Below are 20,377 nucleotides of genomic sequence, written 5' to 3'. Positions count from 1 at the left end.
CCCGATGAATCTGTAAAATTCTATCCAATTCAACGCTTCGCTCGTTTTTTAAACAAAGCCGTTTAAAGCAAGCAATGTAGTAAGTGTTGAGTTGAATTTTTACCTCAATGGAGAATATTTCAAACATGACTTACGCGCCTGTATCAGACGTTTTGAAAGGTCAGCTAGCAGTAGACAGTGAAGTAACTGTTCGTGGCTGGATCCGTTCACGTCGTGATTCCAAAGCTGGAATCTCTTTCCTTGCCATTTATGACGGCTCTTGTTTCGACCCGATTCAGGCCGTGGTCCCTAATAATCTTAATAATTACGACGACGAAGTACTTAAGCTAACCACTGGCTGCTCTGTTGAAGTAACTGGTAAGATTGTTGCCTCTCCTGCGAAAGGCCAAGACTTCGAACTAGCCGCGACTGACGTTAAAGTAGTTGGTTGGGTTGAAGATGCTGACACTTACCCAATGGCAAAAACTCGTCACTCTATCGAGTACCTACGTGAAGTGGCGCACCTACGTCCGCGCACAAACGTAATCGGTGCGGTAGCACGTGTACGTAACTGCCTATCTCAAGCAATCCACCGCTTCTACCATGAGCAAGGTTACTTTTGGGTATCTGCGCCGTTGATCACAGCTTCAGATGCAGAAGGTGCTGGTGAAATGTTCCGCGTATCTACGCTAGACATGGAAAACCTACCTCGTACTGACGCTGGTAAAGTGGACTACAACGAAGACTTCTTCGGTAAAGAGACGTTCCTAACCGTATCTGGCCAGCTAAACGCAGAAGCTTACGCTTGTGCACTAAGTAAAGTTTACACGTTCGGTCCAACTTTCCGCGCTGAAAACTCAAACACCAGCCGCCACCTAGCGGAATTCTGGATGGTTGAACCTGAAGTTGCGTTCGCAGAACTGGATGACGTAGCGAAACTGGCTGAAGACATGCTGAAATTCGTGTTCAAAGCGGTTCTTGCTGAGTGTCGTGATGACCTTGAGTTCTTTGCTCAACGCATCGACAAAGAAGCAATCACTCGTCTAGAGCAATTCGTATCTTCTGACTTTGCACAAGTAGACTACACTGACGCAATCCAGATCCTTCTTGATTCAGGTCGTGAATTCGAATTCCCAGTTGAATGGGGTATCGACATGTCTTCTGAGCACGAGCGTTTCCTTGCGGAAGAGCACTTCAAAGCGCCAGTAATCGTGAAGAACTACCCGAAAGACATCAAAGCATTCTACATGCGTGCTAACGATGACGGTAAGACGGTAGCTGCAATGGACGTACTAGCACCGGGCATCGGTGAAATCATCGGTGGTTCTCAGCGTGAAGAACGTTTAGACATCCTAGACGAGCGCATGCGTGAAGTGGGTATCGACCCAGAACACATGAGCTGGTACCGTGACCTACGTAAATACGGCACAGTGCCACACGCTGGCTTTGGTCTAGGCTTTGAGCGTTTAGTCTCTTACGTGACTGGTATGGGCAACGTACGTGACGTTATCCCGTTCCCACGTACACCTCGCTCTGCGAACTTCTAATCACCACCGAGTGATACAGAATTAAAAAGACCTCCCATGTGGAGGTCTTTTATTTTGTCGCGGATCTCACAGATAGGTTCCGTTGCCAACTACTATAAATTCAACTTAACGCTCATCACACTGGCTGATTCTGTCACTGTCGGGTTGTTGTTCTCGTCATTGACCACCGTATGCTGATAAACACCACCAATCAAAATAGGTTTTTCAATCTCTTTTTGTTTGATCAACAATGACGTACTAATTTGATTTGTTGCATGCTGAGTCTTACTAGACTTAATCACCAAGACATCTAACTGGTAGTCAGGGTGAAGTTTCCGTACCAAGCCAGATAAATCGATACGCTCTTTATCATTATCGACATGAGCCTCGAAATGATTATCGGCTTGTATCTCCGCAGTCAATTTTGAGTGATCATAGACTAGGGTAACCGACTTAGGTTCTACATCTTGTTTCGCTGAGCACCCAAAGGCGATCATAGATAACGCAAGCAACCATGCACTCTTCATTCTCTCTTCCTAAATTTTTCATGATTTTACTGCTCTCCATCCCCTTCTCTATCTGCATGTTCTGCGTACTTAACGCCCAACACACATAAGCCAAACATAATGAAAGGGATCACGGCCGCGGTGTACTCTGTCCAAGCCATATGCGAGAAAGACTTCGCCAAAATAAGGTGCGCAAATACCAACAGAAATGCGCTAAAAATAGCAACAGCTACCAATCTTACTTCATGTTTTACCAACTGTTTTTTCATTGTCACTCCAATATTGCAATTACTCTACAATCGATTGAAGCACATGACCGGTAAACCGCTTTAGTACAGTTAGGCCAAAAAAACGTTAAACAGTTCCTTTAGTGAAGTAAGTCACCCAATTTGCATATAGCCTGTTTTAGGTTTTCATCAACAGGCAGCGAGGTGTTCAGCCTTAGATAGTCTTGATACTGGTCATCAACAGAGAAAAGCTTGCCATACGCCACCGTCACGTTATCAGAGATGAGAGCTTGGTAAATGGCCTTACCATTCAAACTTGGAGGTAATTTAAGCCACATGAAGTACCCGCCTTGAGGAAGACAATAGTCAACGGATTTAGGTAAGTATTTATCTATTAAAGCCACAAACCTTGTTTGGCGTAACTGTAATTCTTTGCGCAGCTTTCTAAGATGATTGTCATAGCTGTCATTTTGCAGATAGTGCGCCACGCCTTGTTGAATAGGAGCACTGCCCGACAAGGTCGACATGAGTTGAAGTTTTTGAATCGGCTCGTTAAAGCGTTTATTTACTACCCAACCTAACCGATAACCAGGGCATAAGCTTTTCGAAAATGAACCGCAATGCAGCACTCGCTCCTGAGTATCAAACGATTTTAAAGGCGCAGGTTTCGTCTCTGAAAAATACAACTCTGAATAAACATCATCCTCTACTACATACACATCGTAACGATTTGCCAACTCAACGATTCCTTGCTTTTGCAAGTCATTAAGGGAAGTTCCGGTCGGATTATGGAAATTGGTCATTAGCCAACAAGCACGCACATCATGATTGGCAAACACAGCCTCTATTTGCTCAAGCGAATGACCATCCTTAGCATCCACACGGACTGTTATCGCGTTTAAGCCCAATCGCTCGATCGCTTGAAGAGCCCCATAGAAAGTCGGAGTTTCAATTACAACCGTATCACCAGGTCGAGTCACTGCTTGAAGGCTCAAATTTAGCGCTTCCATCGCGCCAGAGGTAATGACAATATCGTCATGACTCAACACAAGTCCCTGCTGAATATAACGCTGTGCAATTAAACGGCGTAACGATTCACTGCCTGGAGGAAGATTATCAAGTAGTGTCTCTGGCCCCATTTTGCGGCCTGAACTGGCTAGGTTGCGGTTAAGCGCATCCAGAGGAAACAACGTCGGATCAGGAAATGCCGATCCAAGCTTAATACTCTCTGGCGCAGACTGGTGTTTAAGGAACTCATACAACTCATCGTTTACCGAAGTGCGATAGAGACTCTTATCTAGGTCATTCGGTTCTAAACGTTCCAGTTCCGCCGTAACAAAATAGCCAGACTGAGGTTTAGCGCTCACCCAACCTTGCGCCTCTAGCAGTTGATACGCCTGTAAGACCGTCCCTGCACTAACATTGTGATTACGGCTGGTGACACGCACTGAAGGGAGCTTCTCCCCTGCTCTCCATGTATTTTGCTGAATTTGAATTTTGAACAATTCAGCGAGTTGGCGGTATCGGTTCATGTTTCCCTCATTCATCACTACCGAGGCACCTTAGCATACTTCACGCCCGCAATCCGATATCACCACTATCAAAGTCGTAACGTAATTAATCAATCTTAGTGATACCAATTCGCTATACGAAATGAGAATTTATGTTCCATACTTTCAAAGGCATGAAAATCAACACGGGAGGAAATGATGAAAATGTTTACGATGGATGACCTCTCATACCGAGGTGTACACCAAGGCGTTCATAGCCGGGATCATCCAGAAGGAAGTAACCCATATTATTGGCATCCAGATTGGCTACATATTGCAGAAGATGCACTCGGAGTCCACCCAAAAGCAGACTTAGACGTTCCGATTGGTGAAACGGCGACTGAAGAACACGCTAAAGCGGCTATCATCAAGCATTTGAATGGTCAGTAAACCGAGCTAAGCACCTAATTTAAATAGGGTTACTATCAGAAAAAGTACGTTAACTGACCTGAATGAGAGCTGTGCAGCGGAATCGATTATTTATCAACAAGATTAATAGATAGTTGTCACATTATTTTCGATGACATCTGTTACATTTATAGAGTAATGGTGATGCACACCTCAACTCATGACTATGAGAGACGATAATAATGACTAAGTACAACGAAAACGACATCCAATACAAAGGCGAAACCAACGGTGTTCATGCATGGAGCACACCATCAGGTCAACCTTATTACTGGCACCCAGATTGGTTGCACGTGGCTGAAGACGCAACGGGTTCTCACCCTAAGCAAAAAATTGAAGTTGAAACATCAGAAGCGCCGACTGAAAAACATGCGTTAAAAGCTATTCTAAAACACATGAATGACTGGGCAACAGGCAAACTGTCTTCTAACCCAGACATCGAAACCAACGCTGTAGAATCAGAAATGAATCTGAAGAAGTAAACTTAGCGATTCCTGATAGAGCCCCGCATGGACGGGGCTAATTATATGGTCCGCCTCACTCTCAAGCCCTACGCTTAGAGTAGGCTCTCAGAACGAGGTGAACCATATGTCTACCATTCACATCTTAGGTATCGATTTAGGCAAGCACTGCTTTCATGCGGTTGGCAACAATCACACTGGCAAAGACGTTATTCGCCGTAAGTTTAGTCGAAGCCAACTACTCCGTTTCTTATCTGTACTTGAACCTACCATCATCGCTTTTGAAGCCTGTGGTGGTGCTCACTGGCTTGCGAGAAAGTGTGAAGCCTATGGGCATCGAGTTCGACTTATCCCGCCTCAATATGTAAAACCTTACGTCAAAGGTAATAAGAACGACTTTATTGATGCGGCTGCGATAGCAGAAGCAGCGAGTCGACCAAGCATGAGATTTGTCTCTGCCAAGTCAGAGGAAGCTCAGGTAATCGCAGCTATCCATCGAGTGAGGGATGGTTATATCAAAGAACGAACGGCTTGTATGAGCCGAATTGGAGCAATACTACTTGAGTTTGGGCTGAGTTTTCCTAAAGGCCATGCCAAGATGAAAGCGCTATTTCAGTGGTTGGCCGAGCAAGATATAAAGTTACCACCGAGCCTGGTCGCTGAGTTGCTCTCGATTCATGAGCACTATAAATACCTAAATGAGCAAGTATCTACTCAAGATAGAAAACTGAAAGCGATTACTGAAAATAATGAAAATGCTGAACTTTTGAAGAGTATTCCTGGTATTGGTGATTTAACAGCAACGTTGTGTGTGGCCAATATCAGTTCTCCTTCAAACTTTGGTGGAGGTCGCGAGATGGCTGCATGGCTAGGACTCGTTCCAAGGCAGTATTCAACGGGTGGCAAATCAAAGTTATTAGGCATGAGTAAACGAGGGAACAAACACCTTCGCGCTCTATTTATACATGGAGCGAGATCCAGTGCTATCTAGGATAGAAACAACAGGAAAAGTGTTTGGAGGTTGGTTAGTCAATTTACGAGCAACAAAGCCGTTTAATGTAGTGGTAGTCGCACTTGCCAATAAGCTAGCAAGAATAGCTTGGGCGGTGTTGTACCACCGCCAAGCTTTTAAGGCTGTATAGCCATAACCAAGTTTGCAACGCCAATGAACGTGATGACAAAAACGGTCGAACGGCCAGATTAGTAACCTGATACAAAAAATAGCACCTAGTTGCTTTGGGGCTTTTAAGGATAATCTGGCGCGGATATCATCGTGGAGCGGGAAGTTAATGTTCCCAACGTGGACTCCGAATACATTAGCGCAAACCAACTCCGTTATTACTAAATTGTAGTTGCAATAACGGGGCGGACCATACATTTTTGTAACCACGGCAAAATTCATTAACAGTTCAACTAAGGTAATAGACGACGTATGTTCTCTAAGTGCGTCAGTATTTCTTGCTTGTCATAAAGCGTGTCCGCCTTTGCTGATGTGCTTTGTCGTTCAACCAAGCTGATTGGCAATACTTCTGACACAACGCCTTGCCCTTTTTCCATCTGACTAAGTACTAACTTGACCGCCCTACGTCCAAGTTCATTGAAATCTTGCTTAATCGTTGTCAGAGGGGGTGAGAAAAACTGGCTGTCTTGAATGCCATCGAACCCAACCACAGAGACGGTTTTAGGTACATTAATACCCGCCTCCGAAAGCGCGCATAACACGCCAAGCGCCATCTGATCATTCGCCACCAATACAGCATCAAAAGGCACACCTTTTAACACGGCGTCTTTAATAGCGTTGTAGCCACTGGCTGCTTGCCAATCTCCCTCATAGTATGCCGCTTGCACCAATTCATGTTGCTGAATCTGTGATTGCCATTCTTGGTAACGAATCTGAGAAGCCGTAGATGCCTTGGGGCCAGAAATACACAAGAAGGATTCGCGCTTATGTTCGATCAAATGAGAGATCGCTAAATTTGCCCCAGCTTTATGGTCACAACTGAGAGAATTGACGGGCGTCCCCTCGGGAACATCAATAAAAACCAGCGTGAGCTGACTGAACTGCTCCACTAGGTTCTCTGCCATCTCTCTGGTCACCGGGGCGTTGATGATAATGGCATCAACTTGCTGGGCAATGAGTTCTCGGATTGCACTACGGAACTCTTCAATGGAGTTGTCACCTAACACTGCCAGCGCCGTCGCATAATCCATCTCATGCGCTTGGTTGCGAACACCATTAGCAATAAGAGCCACACCGTGCAGTGAGATATCCAAAGAAACAATACCGATGATCCGCGACTTCGCTCGGCTCAACATTTGTGCCCCTTTGTTCGGCACATAGCCAAGCTTTTTGATTGCGTCGTTGACTCGCTTTCGTGTTTCTTCTGCGACGTTATCCGCGCCGTTGGTTACGCGCGACACGGTTTGCGTCGATACTCCAGCTAACCGTGCAACATCTTTAAACGTAACTGCCACTGCGTTCTCCTATTCTGATTTACTGTTCACTCTACCAAATTCATTCGAATGTTCTCGTGAACAATGTCGTAAAAAACATGAAAAAATGTTCCCGAAAACAGCAGATCTAGCACACAAAACCACGTTCTAAAACCTGTTCAAAGTCACATTTAAACGGCTATTCAATCGAAATAAAACCAAACAAGCGCATGATTATTTGCAGATTAAATGTTTGCGAAAACAGAGAAACAGAATGCAAAAAATTGTTCACTTAAAATCCAAGAATCACAGCATGATCATTAAAGTGGATCGTGTTCCTGAAATCCTTCATTGGGGCGCAAAGATCGCTCAGATCGATCCCGATTTAATGCTCTCAACCGAGCGTCCTATCTCGCAGGCTCGCCTTGATGTTGACGTACCCTTATCACTTTGTCCTGAGTTGGGCAGCGGTCACTTTAATGCGCCTGGGATTGAAGGGCATCGCAATGGCGAAGACTGGGCTCCCGTGTTCACAACCACATCGATAGAGCACTATGACAACAGCGCGACATTTACTCTGCAAGATGACATTGCGGGTCTTGAATTATTGATTGAGCTACAACTGGACTTTAACAGTGACGTGGTACAAAAACGCATCACAGTAAAAAACACGACAGCCGGTGAGTATTGCTTGGGTAAGCTCTCCTCTACCCTGCCACTTCCTAACCATGCAAACGAGCTGATGACGTTCCACGGGCGTTGGTGTCATGAGTTTCAAACTCAGCGTTTGAGCTTTGAGCATGGTGGCTTTATGCAAGAAAACCGTCGCGGTCGCACCTCTCACGAAAACTTCCCAGGTTTGTTCGCGGGCACTAATGGCTTTAGTGAGCAATTGGGGCAAGTTTGGGGCTTCCATCTTGGTTGGAGTGGTAACCACCAACTTCGTGCCGATGTTCGCAGTGACGGTCGTCGCTTTGTTCAAGCTGGTGAACTGCTACTGTCTGGTGAAAAGCGTCTACAAAGCGGTGAAGCCTACCAATCACCATGGCTTTATGCGACATACAGTAACTCGGGTTTGAATGGAATATCAGAGCGATTCCACGAATTTGTTCGTGCCAATATTATTCAATTTCCAAACAACAAACCTCGCCCTGTTCACTTAAACACATGGGAAGGCATCTACTTCGAGCACAAACCTGAATACATCATGCAGATGGCAACCGAAGCTGCTGAGATGGGTGTCGAGCGCTTCATCATTGACGATGGTTGGTTCATTGGTCGTGATGGCGAACGCGCAGCGCTTGGTGACTGGTACTTGGATGAAACGAAGTACCCGAATGGTCTTGAGCCTGTCATCGAGCACGTAAACAACAAAGGCATGGAGTTTGGTCTTTGGGTAGAGCCAGAGATGCTCAGCCAAGACTCAAATCTCTATCGCCAGCACCCAGATTGGGTATTAAGTCTGCAAGGCTACCACCAACCTTCAGGCCGCTGGCAATACGTGTTGGATTTGCAAAACCAAGATTGCTTCAACTACCTGTTTGAGCGTTTGAATGACTTACTGACTCGTTACAACATCGGCTACCTGAAATGGGACATGAACCGTGAATTGGTTCAACCTGGGCATCAAGGTAAACCTGCTGTGCATGGTCAAACGAAAGCGCTTTACCGCTTGCTAGACGAGCTTCAAGCAGCACACCCTGCGGTTGAAATTGAGTCTTGTTCATCGGGTGGTGGTCGTATTGATGTTGAAATCCTTAAACGCACTCACCGTTTCTGGGCTTCTGATTGTAACGATGCGCTGGAACGTCAAGCGATTCAACGTGGTATGAGCTACTTCTTCCCACCTGAAGTCATGGGCGCTCACATTGGTCCTGCAGAGTGTCACTCAACCAATCGTCGCCATGCGATCAACATGCGTGGCGTGACGGCGTTAAGTGGTCACATGGGTGTGGAGCTCGATCCAGTAAAAGAAAGCGCGGAAGAAAAACAAGCGTTTGCTCATTACATTCAACTGCACAAACAGTATCGCGATTTGCTTCATTCTGGACGTACTTTCCGCATCGATCCTGCCGATCAAAACCAGAACATCTATGGCGTTGAGAACGGACAAGAAATGCTGATTACGGTGTGTCAGTTGGCAATGCCAAATCATGCGCTGCCATCTCCACTTCGCGTTAGCGGTGTGGATGAAAACGCCCGTTACGAAGTCAAGATTGTTGAAATGCCAAAAACCAGTTTCCAGTTGATGAAACAACGTCCGCAATGGCTAGACAAAACCCTGACACTAAGTGGCGATAACTTAAAGGAAATTGGGGTGACGCTTCCGATTCTCGATCCAGAATCGGCGCTCATTGTTCATCTTAAGAAAATTTAAACCTCTACCTGTGCCCTCTAGCGACCGGGTTTCAACTTCGCGTTGTTCCTGATAAAACACTCCTATACGCGCTAGAGGGACACCCTACAACTAACAAGCAAAACTTAATTGCTTAACTTGTTAAGGAAACAAAATGTCTATTACAGTATTACTTTCGTTCTTGCTGTTTACAGGCTTTGTTGTGGTGTTTACTTACAGCAAAGTTAAAAACGATAAAAACACCTCTCAAGACGGCTTCTTCCTTGGTGGACGAAGCTTAACAGGCGGTCTGATTGCCAGCTCCTTGATTCTGACCAACCTGAGTGCCACCAGCTTTGTTGGCATGAGTGCACAATCCTACACCCACAACATGAGTGTGATGGGCTGGGAAGTGGCCTCTGGCGTTACACTGGTTATCATTGCGCTGCTGCTTGTTCCTCGCTACCTCAAGCAAGGCATCACCACTATTCCAGACTTCTTAGAAAGCCGTTACGACATGTCGGTGAAGAAGTTCGTTACCCTGTTGTTCTTGTGCCAATACGTCATCAACATTCTACCTACCACTCTTTACGCTGGCGCTGTGGTACTGGGCGAAATCTTTGATGTGCAAGCTTTGCTGGGCATTTCAGAGTTCAGCTCTATCGCCCTGATTTCCGCCACTATTGGTTTGTTGGGTTTCTTCTACGCGATTTACGGCGGTCTAAAAGCCGTGGTAATTGCAGACACGATCAACGGCGTTGGCTTGATCACCGGCGGTTTGATGATCCCTGTATTTGGTCTGATGGCATTAGGCGGCGGTAACTTTACGGAAGGTTTAGACGTATTGCTGACCGCCGCACCGGAAAAGCTGCAATCCGTCGGTAAAGAGACCGATCCACTGCCGTTCTCTACCCTATTCACAGGTCTATTGTTGGTGAACTTGTACTACTGGGGTACTGACCAATCTATTATCCAACGTGCACTTGGCGCGAAAAACCTCAAAGAAGGTCAGAAAGGCGTGATTCTGGCGGGTGCAATTAAAGTTATCTCTCCACTTTTCCTAATCATTCCGGGCATCATTGCGTTCCATATGTTTGGCGCAGATGCGGGCAACCCAGATACGATGTACACACGCTTGGTGAACGAAGTATTACCTAAGCCGCTTGTTGGTTTCTTCGTTGCGGTCATGTTCGGCGCTATCCTAAGTACCTTTAACGGCGTATTGAACAGCTCAACCACCTTGTTTGCGTTGAACGTTTACAAACCACTATTTGGCAAAGACAAATCGGATGAAGAGTTGGTCGGTAAAGGTCGTATCTTCGGCGTTATCATTGCGATCATTTCGGTCTGTATTGCCCCTTTCATCATGTACGCACCGGAAGGCTTGTTCCAATACCTACAAATGGTTGCGGGCTTCTTTAGTGTGCCTATCTTCACTATCGTGTTTGTGGGCTACATTTCAAAACGCGTTCCTGCTATTGCCGCTAAAGTTGCTTTGGTCGTGTTTGTTAGCTCTTACGCTGCAATGCAGTTGGTCTTTGGTACACCAATCCACTTCCTACACCAATTAGCGATTCTATTCGTCGTGTGTACTGCTCTGATGTTTGCGATTGGTCACTTCATGCCGCGTGATACAAACTACGTAATGCCAGTGAATGAGAATATCGATGTGACGCCATGGTCATTCCGATTTGAAGCATCAGCGGTCATCATCTACATGGTATTGGGCGCTTACGTGATGTTTTCAGACTTCGGTTTTGTCTCAAGCGATCCGACTATCATGCAAGTGTACGGCTTCTGTGGTCTGGTCTTGATCTTCGGTGTGGTTTCTAACTACTTCATCAAACGTAGAAAGCACAAAGAAGTGTCAAAGCTCAATGACATGTACATGCCTTAAGTCGACTTAGATTGCGCACATAAAAATCGGAGCACTGGCTCCGATTTTTGTTTTCTACCGAAACTTCGTCATCAACAAAGAGCTTTTGAGGAAAGAAATGTCTCCTAAAGGCACTTTTAACCTTTCGGATTTTTCGAGGTAAACGCAACACAGGAAGAACAAATACATAGAGAAAGATAATTAGAACGCAACTTTAAATAAATTATGTAAATACATCATCAGACCTTATAAAACCTAGAAATATCGATGTTCATGCAATCATCTCTCCGCTGGCCTGTTCAGATCAATGAAGTCCCTTTTAGGCAGCGTCTAATTGCGGTTTTACTTTCAAGTTAAAGATGCACCCCGTTTCCCTTTCTCTGTCCTTATAGCGCTTAATGAAATCTATCGCTAGAATCGCAGGTCTTTGATTTTACAAGTGACAGATCAATCAACAGCATCGATAACATAACCAAATTCCTCTCTAGAAGCGCAACCAAGAGCGAAGACAATGATGTTGAGGATGATCTTAGAAAGGTTAATCATGGCGAATACTAACTACAACGCACCGCTAACATTGCAACTTTATTTGGCCGCTGCATTCTTTTTTGGCACCTATGGCGGACGCGTCTGCCCCATGCTCAGTACGCTCAGCGTTTACGAAGTCATTTTGCACTGCGCCGTGGTGTTTACCTTCATCTATTTAGTGCGTCACTTTATTCTCGCAACACACCCGTTAATTGCACAAAACCGCCAAACGAAGCTGGATACGATTTTATTTACTGCGGTTAGCATCCCTTTCGCGGCTTATTACAACCTCCAGTATGACTTTACTTTCGATAGCAATGTAAAGGTCCTATTTGGCATGGGATTGTTTGGCTTCCTGACAGGCTCTATCCTTCAACTACAAAGCAAATTGGCTCAATTTAATGACTTGCGCCAGCAAAACCAATTCGATTTTGTCCTCTCAGGGCAACGCCAATCTATGGTCAAACAGATGATCGGGATGATGATTGCGTTACTGATCACTCTCACCGCAATCTTAACCATGGTCGCAGTAAAAGACATTTATTGGTTAGAGCAAAACCCCGAACAAATCAGCAATGGTTTAGGCAAGATCAGTTTTATCAAGGAACTGGTGTATATCGCGTTGGTTGTAGGGGGATACGTTATTGCCATCATGGTGTTATGGACTCGCTTGATGCAGAAGATTTTGTTTAGCCAAGAACAAGCATTATTGGAAGTCACTCAAGGTAAGGTGGCTCAACGCCTCCCGGTCTTCCAACATGATGAGCTAGGCTCAATGGCCTGCCTCACCAACCAAATGCTAGACAGCTTGCAAGTTTCGCAAGACGAGGTGAAAACGACGCGTGATGTTGCCATTGTCAGCCTGTCCGCCTTGGCAGAGTCTCGCGATAACGAAACTGGTGCGCATATCATGCGAACGCAGGAATACGTCAAAGTGCTGGCAGAACACTTAAGTCAGTTTGAACAACATCGCATGTTGCTGACTCCCAATTACATTGAACTGTTGTATAAATCTGCCCCGCTTCACGATGTGGGTAAAGTCGGCGTGCCTGATAATGTGTTACTCAAACCGGGTAAATTGACCGACGAAGAATTTGAGATCATGAAGGGTCATGCTGAAATTGGTGCCGAAGCGTTGTCAATCGCAGAAAAACAGCTAGGAAGTAGCTCATTTTTGCGAGTTGCGAAAGAGATCGCGCTGACACACCATGAAAAGTGGGATGGAAGTGGTTATCCAAATCAACTCTCGGGTGAAAGCATTCCCCTCTCTGGCCGATTGATGGCACTCGCAGATGTTTATGATGCACTTATTTCAAAGCGTGTATACAAGCCAGCGTTCAGTCATGACAAGGCAAAATCAATCATTCTTAAAGGAAATGGAAAACATTTTGACCCGCAAGTTGTCGACGCTTTCCTTGCTGTAGAAACACAGTTTCAGCATATCGCACATCAATATCAAGATGCTCAAGATCTCGCCGCTTAGCGAATTATCCCCCTCTTAACTCCACAGTTAAGAGGGGTTTTCATAGCAAAATCTTTGCTTATGTTAGAATTCTGTTTCAAATCAAAACTTTTTTAAGTTTTCTTTTCACTAACTGTTGTAACGAATATTGCTGAAAGGTATAAATGTCAGCAGACCCCTTCGATTAACATGGATGAAGATTATGTTTGAAAAAGTAGTTGCCGCTCCGGCCGACCCTATTCTTGGACTTACTGAAGAGTTTAAAAAAGATACTCGCGCTGAAAAAATCAACCTAGGCGTTGGTATTTACAAGAACGAACAAGGTGAAACCCCTGTTCTTGCTACCGTAAAGAAAGCCGAAGCAGCACTGATTGAAACTGAAAAAACCAAATCTTACCTAACAATCGAAGGTACAGCAGAATATGGTCTGGCAGTACAAAAACTGCTATTTGGTGCAGACGCAGAAATCGTTGCGAGCAAGCGAGCTAAAACAGCTCAAGCACCTGGTGGTACGGGCGCTCTGCGCGTTGCCGGCGAGTTTATTAAACGTCAGCTTGGCGAAGTGAAGATCTGGATCAGCAACCCAACTTGGGCAAACCACAACGGCGTGTTCACAGCTGCTGGTATCGAAACGGCACAATACAGCTACTACAACGCAGAAACGAAAGACAAAGACTTTGATGCGATGCTGACAGATCTTCAAGCTGCATCGGAAGGCGATGTTGTGCTTCTGCATGGCTGCTGCCACAACCCTACTGGTATCGATCCAACGGCTGAAGAGTGGGAAGCTCTGGCGAAGCTAGTGGCAGACAAGAAACTACTGCCTCTATTTGACTTTGCATACCAAGGTTTTGCGAAAGGTGTCGAAGAAGATGCCGAAGGTCTTCGTATTTTCGCGAAGTACAACAAAGAAATCCTAGTAGCGAGCTCTTTCTCTAAGAACTTCGGCCTATACAACGAGCGTGTAGGTGCATTCACTCTAGTTGCTGAATCAGAAGAAGTAGCAACAACCGCATTCTCGCAAGTGAAAGCGATCATCCGTTCTATCTACTCTAACCCACCTGCGCACGGCAGTGCTGTCGTTACGCATATCCTTGGCGATGCAGAATTGCGTGCGGAATGGGAAGCTGAAGTAGCAGAAATGCGTGACCGTATCCAAGAGATGCGTGAGCTATTCGTTGCAACTCTGAAAGCTGAAGGTGTAGACGCTGACTTCAGCTTCATCGAGCGCCAAAACGGTATGTTCTCATTCTCTGGTCTATCTAAAGAACAGGTAAACCGCCTGAAGGAAGAGTTTGCAATCTACATTGTTGGCTCTGGTCGTATCAGCGTAGCAGGCATGACGAAGTCAAACATGGGTCCTCTATGTAAAGGCATTGCGGCAGTTCTATAACTCCGCTTTAGCTAATAGAAAGCACAATCAGAAAAGGTCAGCACATGCTGACCTTTTTGTTTTTGTGTGTTTCATTTCAAACAGCACCGTCACAAGCCGATGATGTAATTAAACCATTGCTCTAATAAACGAACTTAAAGCTGATGCCCACTTCGTTAATATGATCAGAGCTCTGATTTTGATAATCCGTATCTCGGAACTGATAGTACAAACCTGTACCAATCACATCATGCCACTGATAATTGAAAGCAATCTTGTAGTTGTTCTCATCAACGATATCACTTCGATTTAAATGCACTTCAGCCGTACCCATTAATTTTTCACTGAACAGGTAGTTAGCACCAATCGTCACGCCCTGGATAAACTCGCTTTCTGATGAAATCGTATTGTCACTCTTATCATCGGTTGCCTTAGCTTTTATGGCTCCGAGCCCATAAACGCCATACACATCCAGTTTTTCGTTAATACCATAACGGTATCCACCACCAAACATTAAACGGTCAATGCGCAAAGTGAAGTCGTCTGGGTGGAAAAACTGTGCGGAGTAATCCACATTAAACAACCAGTTATCGGTCAGCAGATAGTTACCACCCAATCCTACGGTGGTGGCATTCGAGTTATCTAACCATTCTTCGTTGGTCGTACCCGCGCCGAGGTCGAGGTTAATGTGTTCATACCCAAATTTTGCAGCTTGTTCTGCCTCTGAGGCAACGCTCATTATAGGTAATGCTACAAGAGGTGCAGCTAATAACAATCTTACCATTTTACTTCCTTCCATGAGTGTCATCCAAAAGTACTTATGCTCTCTAGTTCGACTACAGTTTATTGATTTAATTCGGCATCTTGATGACAGCGTAGCCGAATTGATGGCGATTTGCCGTGCGACTTGTCTGAATCTTATCATTGCGCACGAAAAACAGTGATCCGATAAGATTCTGCTTTAAAACTAAGTTAAGATTACTCTATCACTTGCAAACCAAAAGGCACCTTAATGGAAGCAGAACTTCTCGAGATATATAACTTTCTCGCCAAGTATCCCCCATTCAACGAGCTTCCGGAAGAAACGCTCATCAAAGTGACAGAGAACATCGAGATCTCTTACTACCGTCAGGACACCCCTATCATCCATTTAGGAGATCAAATTGACGACCTATATATGGTAAGAAGTGGCGTAGTTGAAGTCTATCGACGCAAAGGTGAGCTCTACAACCGCCTCGATGAAGGTGATCTTTTCGGTCAAATGGGCCTTCTTACTAACAACAAAGTTCGCTTTCCAGTAAAGGCAATCGAAGACTCCCTGCTCTACTGCATTCCGCAAGACATTTTCCAAGAGCTTTACGATAACTTTGACTCGTTTGCCGACTTTGTCGAAGTTGAAAACAGTGCAAGACTACGCCAAGCCGTGTCTGAAAATAATGACGCGAATGATCTGACGACATCGAAAGTAAAAACACTGCTGACGCGCGATGCGCCGACCATTGAGCGAGGCCAAACCATTCAAGAAGCCGCACAGCTTATGGCGCAAGACAATGTCTCTTCGTTGTTGATTGTCGACCCTGAATTTGTTCTTGATGAAGATGACCCGCAATCGCCTGTCGTTGGTATTATTACTGACCGCGATTTGTGTACCCGTGTTTTGGCCGAAGGTTTGTCGCCTCAAGATGACGTTTCAACGGTGATGACGACAGAAGTTATTTCCCTCGATCACAACGCCTATGTGTATGAAGCCATGCTAACCATGCTGCGCTATAACGTGCATCATTTACCTGTCGTGAAAGACCAGATGCCAATTGGCATTATTGAAGCCACCGATATCGTTCGTTATGAATCTCAAAACTCTCTGTTGTTGGTGAGCAGTATTTTCCAGCAACAAACCATCGAAGATTTAGCGATCGTTGCCGATGAAGTGAAAAGCAGCTTTGTACGTTTAGTAAATGAAGACGCAAACTCTCACATGGTTGGCAGTGCGATGTCAGTGATCGGGCGCAGCTTCAAACAGCGCTTGCTTGAGATGGCAGAAGAAGAATTAGGCCCACCACCCATTCCCTATTGCTTCCTAGCACTGGGCTCAATGGGTCGAGATGAGCAATTGTTGGTCACAGACCAAGACAATGCCATCATCCTTGATGATACATACAAAGAAGACAAGCACGGCAAGTATTTTGAAGCGCTGGCGCAATATGTCAGTGACGGTTTGAACGTATGTGGTTACAAGTATTGTACCGGCGACATTATGGCAACCAACCCTGAATGGCGTATGACTCGCTCACAATGGGAAGAGTGCTTTGCAGACTGGATTGATGACCCTAACCCGAAAGCGCTACTGAATGCGTCTATTTTCTTTGACTTAGATGGCGTTTATGGCCGCTTAAAATGGGCAGAACAACTGACCAGCTTTATCGTTCGTCGCGCGCGTAAGAATAACCGCTTCCTCGCTTGCTTGGCTCGCAACGCCTTAAATCGAACGCCTCCACTTGGATTCTTCAAAGACTTCGTGATGGAAAAAGATGGTCAACACAAAAACTCGATCAACTTAAAACGTCGTGGTACTGCACCATTGGTAGATTTGATTCGTGTTCACTCTTTGGCGGTAGGTTCTCGAGCTCAAAACTCTTTTGAGCGTTTGGATGACATCATTGACGCGGGCATCTTACCAAAAGGACGTGCGCAGGACTTGAAGGACGCAATGGAGTTCATCTCTATGGTTCGCATCCGTCACCAAGCCATCGATGTTGAACTCGGTATTGAGCCGGATAACAACATCGAACCAGAGAACTTATCGGATTTTGAGCGACGTAATCTTAAGGATGCTTTCCAAATCTTGAGTAATGGTCAGAACTTCCTCAAGTTCCGTTATCAGGCCAGCAGTAAGTTTAAGTGAGACACGGAATGATCAAGAAGCTGTTTCAAAAACCTTTTGTCCAATGGCCAACCAAGTTTCAAAGCAAATTAGAAAACGCGAAGGATGAACGTCTGGTCGCTTTCTACAGCACCGCACTGCCTGCGCCAGAAACACCATTATCGGAGGTAGAGTTTGTCGCCTTGGACTTTGAGACTACTGGGTTGAATCCGCAAAAGAACGGAATTATCACCATTGGTTTGGTGCCGTTTAATCTTAATCGTATTTTCCTTCGCCAAGCAAAGCACTGGAAAGTAAGACCGCAAGAAAAGCTCGATGAAGAATCAGTCATCATTCACGGCATTACACACAGTGAGCTGATAGACGCACCCGACTTAGGAGAGATCCTCGGACCATTATTGGAAAGCTTAGCGGGCAAAATTGTTGTCGTTCACTATCGTCGTATTGAGCGCGAATTCCTCGACCAAGCGCTGCGAGCGCGCATTAAGGAAGGCATCGAGTTCCCTGTATTGGATACGCTGCAAATTGAAGAGGACATTCAACAGCGCCTCTCTGGCGGCCTTTGGAACAAGTTAAAAGGGAATAAGCCGAAGTCATTGCGCTTAGCTCAATCTCGTCGCCGTTATGGTCTGCCGGATTATACACCTCATCATGCGTTAACGGATGCAATCGCCACAGCAGAACTACTTCAAGCCCAAATTGCCCATCACTACAGCGAAGAGCAACCTATCAGTAGTCTTTGGTTGTAGGTCATAGCGAATCGAGAATACTTTCCGCTGATAAACAAAAAAGGAGCCAATCGGCTCCTTTTTAATGCTCAAATCACTTACAGTTTAAAGCGATTGATCTCTTGTTCTAGCTCATGAGAAAGTTCAGATAGGTGCGCAGCTTGCTCTGCGGCCTGATGCGCTTCAACTGACAACTCGTTGGAGACATCGCGGATGCCTTCTGTGTTGCGCGTAATTTCTGTTGTTACGGACGCTTGCTCTTCAGCAGCAGACGCAATTTGTGTTGCCATGTCGCTAATGCGTTCTACTGCAGTGTGAATCTGAGTGAGGCTCACCGCTGCTGAGTTCGCATCATCCACGCTGGTGTCAGCAAGACGACGGCTGTCATCCATAATACCTACAGCTTTTGCTGTCGTACCTTGCAACATCTCAATCGTTTCTTGAATCTCTTGAGTAGACGCATGAGTACGTTGACTCAGAACACGAACCTCATCAGCAACCACCGCAAAACCACGACCTTGCTCACCCGCGCGCGCCGCTTCGATAGCTGCGTTTAGTGCTAGTAGGTTAGTTTGCTCTGCAATACCTTGGATCGTGGAAAGAATCGTATTGATTGCATTACCGTGCGCCTCAAGCTCTTGAATCACGTTCGTCGCCACTTGGACTTCTTGTGCAAGGTTCTGGATAGAGCCTTGAGTTTGAGTCACTTGACCTGAACCATGAACACACGCTTGCACCGCTTCTTCTGAGCTTGATGCAGTATTGTCAGCATTGCCTGCAATCTCTTGTGTCGCCGCAGCCATTTCATTTACCGCAGTCGCAACCATGTTGATTTCGTCTTGCTGGTAAGAAATACGTTGGCTACGCTCCTCAGCCTGCTGAGCGGTCGTACGAGCTTGCTCTGACAACGATGCAGAAACGTGACTAAGCTTGGTCACCATAGTATGCATGTTGCCCACAAAACGGTTAAAGTTTTCGGCAAGTTTACCAACTTCATCATCGCTACGTGGCTCAAGACGTTGTGTTAAGTCACCTTCACCAGAAGCAATCTCTTCAAGCGCCTGCGATACACGACCAAGATCGCGGAACAAGAAGCCAACTAACCAAGACACCGCTGCAATCACTACGATGGTGATGAGAACAGCTGTAATCAGCATTTCGCGTAGTAATTGTGCGTGGCTCGCCTCTTCAGTTGCACGATCCATTTCAATCGCGAACATCCAGTTTGTACCTGGCACTTTGCTGAAGTAGTAAAGCTTCTCTTGACCTTTGATCGTTGTTGTCTCAATCGAGCCTGTATTGGCTGCACGCTCAATCGAATCTTTTGAAAATTGGTTAGAAAGGTCCGTAATTGGCTTAAGTGTCAAGCTCTTGTTCGGGTGCGCAAGGAAAGTACCGTCGTTCATGTCGATCAACATTGCATGCGCATTTTCACCCGCGTCCAAGCTGATCACGTCATTGATCAACTGATCAATCAGAACGTCAGCACCCACTACACCAATGAACTTACCGTTCTTCATTACCGGTTCGGCAATGGTCACCAGTAGCGCGTTAGTGATCGCATCTTGATACGCTTCAGTGATGATCTGCTTACCCGCTGATTTCGCTTCAGTGTACCAAGGGCGAGTGCGAGGATCGTAATCGGCACGGTTGCGTTCTGGATGAGAACGGTACATACCACCTTCCGGAGTACCTAGGAAGATATCGTCAAAGCCCCCCGCTTTGCGTGCTTGTTGTAGGAAAGGCACAACGTCTTGCTCAGTTGAGTAATCGTTGAAAGCCGTCGCAATGTCTTTGCGAATCGCAACCCAGTCAGAAATACCTTCTGATGCTGCGTTGCTTAGGCTTTGTGCTCGTGAATAGACACCTGAACGCGTCTGATCAAACAATTGACCAGCCGACAACCAAGTTAATGCTGTTGCCATCACTACAACAGCAGAGAGGCTTGCGCCAATTAGCTTTTGTTTTAATGATAATTTCATAATTATTATAAGAAGTTGGGAGAACAGTTAAGGAGGCTGAATCTTACACATTTCTGACAAAGTAATCACGAAGATTGTTCACAAATTTAATACGATAACCTGTTGTAAAATAAAGAATTTGAT

At 45.6% G+C, this 20,377-nt stretch carries 15 protein-coding genes and 1 pseudogene; 10 read left to right on the top strand and 6 right to left on the bottom strand.

Translation table 11 applies throughout. From position 1 onward, the window contains the following. The first annotated feature begins 125 nt into the window (after positions 1–125). Positions 126–1,526, top strand: coding sequence for an asparagine--tRNA ligase (asnS, locus tag ITG12_RS00590; RefSeq protein WP_038882455.1), 1,401 nt, complete (start codon positions 126–128; stop codon positions 1,524–1,526). A gap of 92 nt (positions 1,527–1,618) precedes the next feature. On the opposite strand, the gene ITG12_RS00585 is transcribed toward asnS, so the two are convergent. From ITG12_RS00585 to ITG12_RS00575, 3 genes are all read right to left on the bottom strand, one after another. Next, on the bottom strand, positions 1,619–2,032 hold the full coding sequence (locus tag ITG12_RS00585) for a hypothetical protein (RefSeq protein ID WP_038873527.1): 414 nt from the start codon (positions 2,030–2,032) through the stop codon (positions 1,619–1,621). A gap of 26 nt (positions 2,033–2,058) precedes the next feature. Further along, positions 2,059–2,280 (bottom strand): hypothetical protein, encoded by a 222-nt coding sequence (locus ITG12_RS00580; RefSeq protein ID WP_038882456.1) that lies wholly within the window; start codon positions 2,278–2,280, stop codon positions 2,059–2,061. 98 nt (positions 2,281–2,378) lie between these two features. Then, on the bottom strand, positions 2,379–3,770 hold the full coding sequence (locus ITG12_RS00575) for a PLP-dependent aminotransferase family protein (RefSeq protein ID WP_038882457.1): 1,392 nt from the start codon (positions 3,768–3,770) through the stop codon (positions 2,379–2,381). A 177-nt stretch (positions 3,771–3,947) separates the two neighbouring features. Between ITG12_RS00575 and ITG12_RS00570 the strand changes: the two genes are divergently transcribed. The 3 genes and pseudogenes from ITG12_RS00570 (at position 3,948) to ITG12_RS00560 (ending at position 5,799) form a co-directional block, all read left to right on the top strand. Then, positions 3,948–4,178: a hypothetical protein gene (locus ITG12_RS00570; protein ID WP_038882458.1), complete on the top strand. Its 231-nt coding sequence runs from the start codon at positions 3,948–3,950 to the stop codon at positions 4,176–4,178. A gap of 200 nt (positions 4,179–4,378) precedes the next feature. Then, positions 4,379–4,678: a hypothetical protein gene (locus ITG12_RS00565; protein WP_038873539.1), complete on the top strand. Its 300-nt coding sequence runs from the start codon at positions 4,379–4,381 to the stop codon at positions 4,676–4,678. Between the two features lie 106 nt (positions 4,679–4,784). Further along, positions 4,785–5,799, top strand: a pseudogene (locus ITG12_RS00560) (IS110 family transposase). Positions 5,800–6,070: 271 nt separating this feature from the next. Here the strand turns inward: ITG12_RS00560 and ITG12_RS00555 are convergent. Further along, positions 6,071–7,132, bottom strand: a complete 1,062-nt coding sequence (locus tag ITG12_RS00555; RefSeq protein WP_038876100.1) for a LacI family DNA-binding transcriptional regulator — start codon at positions 7,130–7,132, stop codon at positions 6,071–6,073. Between the two features lie 232 nt (positions 7,133–7,364). On the opposite strand from ITG12_RS00555, the gene ITG12_RS00550 reads away from it, so the two are divergent. The 4 genes from ITG12_RS00550 to ITG12_RS00535 all read left to right on the top strand — a co-directional run bounded on the left by ITG12_RS00550 (position 7,365) and on the right by ITG12_RS00535 (position 14,684). Then, positions 7,365–9,467 (top strand): alpha-galactosidase, encoded by a 2,103-nt coding sequence (locus ITG12_RS00550; protein WP_038876098.1) that lies wholly within the window; start codon positions 7,365–7,367, stop codon positions 9,465–9,467. 133 nt (positions 9,468–9,600) lie between these two features. Continuing rightward, positions 9,601–11,322, top strand: a complete 1,722-nt coding sequence (locus ITG12_RS00545) for a solute:sodium symporter family transporter (protein WP_038876096.1) — start codon at positions 9,601–9,603, stop codon at positions 11,320–11,322. A gap of 523 nt (positions 11,323–11,845) precedes the next feature. Continuing rightward, a complete protein-coding gene (locus ITG12_RS00540; RefSeq protein WP_038876104.1) occupies positions 11,846–13,312 on the top strand; it encodes an HD domain-containing phosphohydrolase in 1,467 nt (488 codons plus the stop codon). Between the two features lie 181 nt (positions 13,313–13,493). Further along, the gene (locus ITG12_RS00535; protein ID WP_038871761.1) at positions 13,494–14,684 is read left to right on the top strand and encodes an amino acid aminotransferase; all 1,191 of its coding nucleotides are present in this window, start codon (positions 13,494–13,496) and stop codon (positions 14,682–14,684) included. Positions 14,685–14,805: 121 nt separating this feature from the next. Here the strand turns inward: ITG12_RS00535 and ITG12_RS00530 are convergent, their stop codons facing one another. Beyond that, positions 14,806–15,447 (bottom strand): outer membrane beta-barrel protein, encoded by a 642-nt coding sequence (locus ITG12_RS00530; RefSeq protein WP_038871763.1) that lies wholly within the window; start codon positions 15,445–15,447, stop codon positions 14,806–14,808. Between the two features lie 228 nt (positions 15,448–15,675). Between ITG12_RS00530 and ITG12_RS00525 the strand changes: the two genes are divergently transcribed. Further along, positions 15,676–17,565 carry a DUF294 nucleotidyltransferase-like domain-containing protein gene (locus ITG12_RS00525; RefSeq protein WP_038876094.1) on the top strand — a complete coding sequence of 630 codons (1,890 nt, stop codon included), beginning with the start codon at positions 15,676–15,678 and terminating at the stop codon, positions 17,563–17,565. 8 nt (positions 17,566–17,573) lie between these two features. Next, positions 17,574–18,293 (top strand): 3'-5' exonuclease, encoded by a 720-nt coding sequence (locus ITG12_RS00520; RefSeq protein ID WP_081634911.1) that lies wholly within the window; start codon positions 17,574–17,576, stop codon positions 18,291–18,293. A 77-nt stretch (positions 18,294–18,370) separates the two neighbouring features. On the opposite strand, the gene ITG12_RS00515 is transcribed toward ITG12_RS00520, so the two are convergent. Beyond that, positions 18,371–20,254: a methyl-accepting chemotaxis protein gene (locus tag ITG12_RS00515; protein ID WP_038871766.1), complete on the bottom strand. Its 1,884-nt coding sequence runs from the start codon at positions 20,252–20,254 to the stop codon at positions 18,371–18,373. Positions 20,255–20,377: the final 123 nt, after the last annotated feature.

Origin of the sequence: Vibrio sp. ED002, assembly GCF_023277445.1 — a bacterium.
Taxonomy (GTDB): domain Bacteria; phylum Pseudomonadota; class Gammaproteobacteria; order Enterobacterales; family Vibrionaceae; genus Vibrio; species Vibrio jasicida.
The sequence above is the reverse complement of the archived record's forward strand: the minus strand, read 5'-3'. Positions and strand labels throughout refer to the sequence as shown.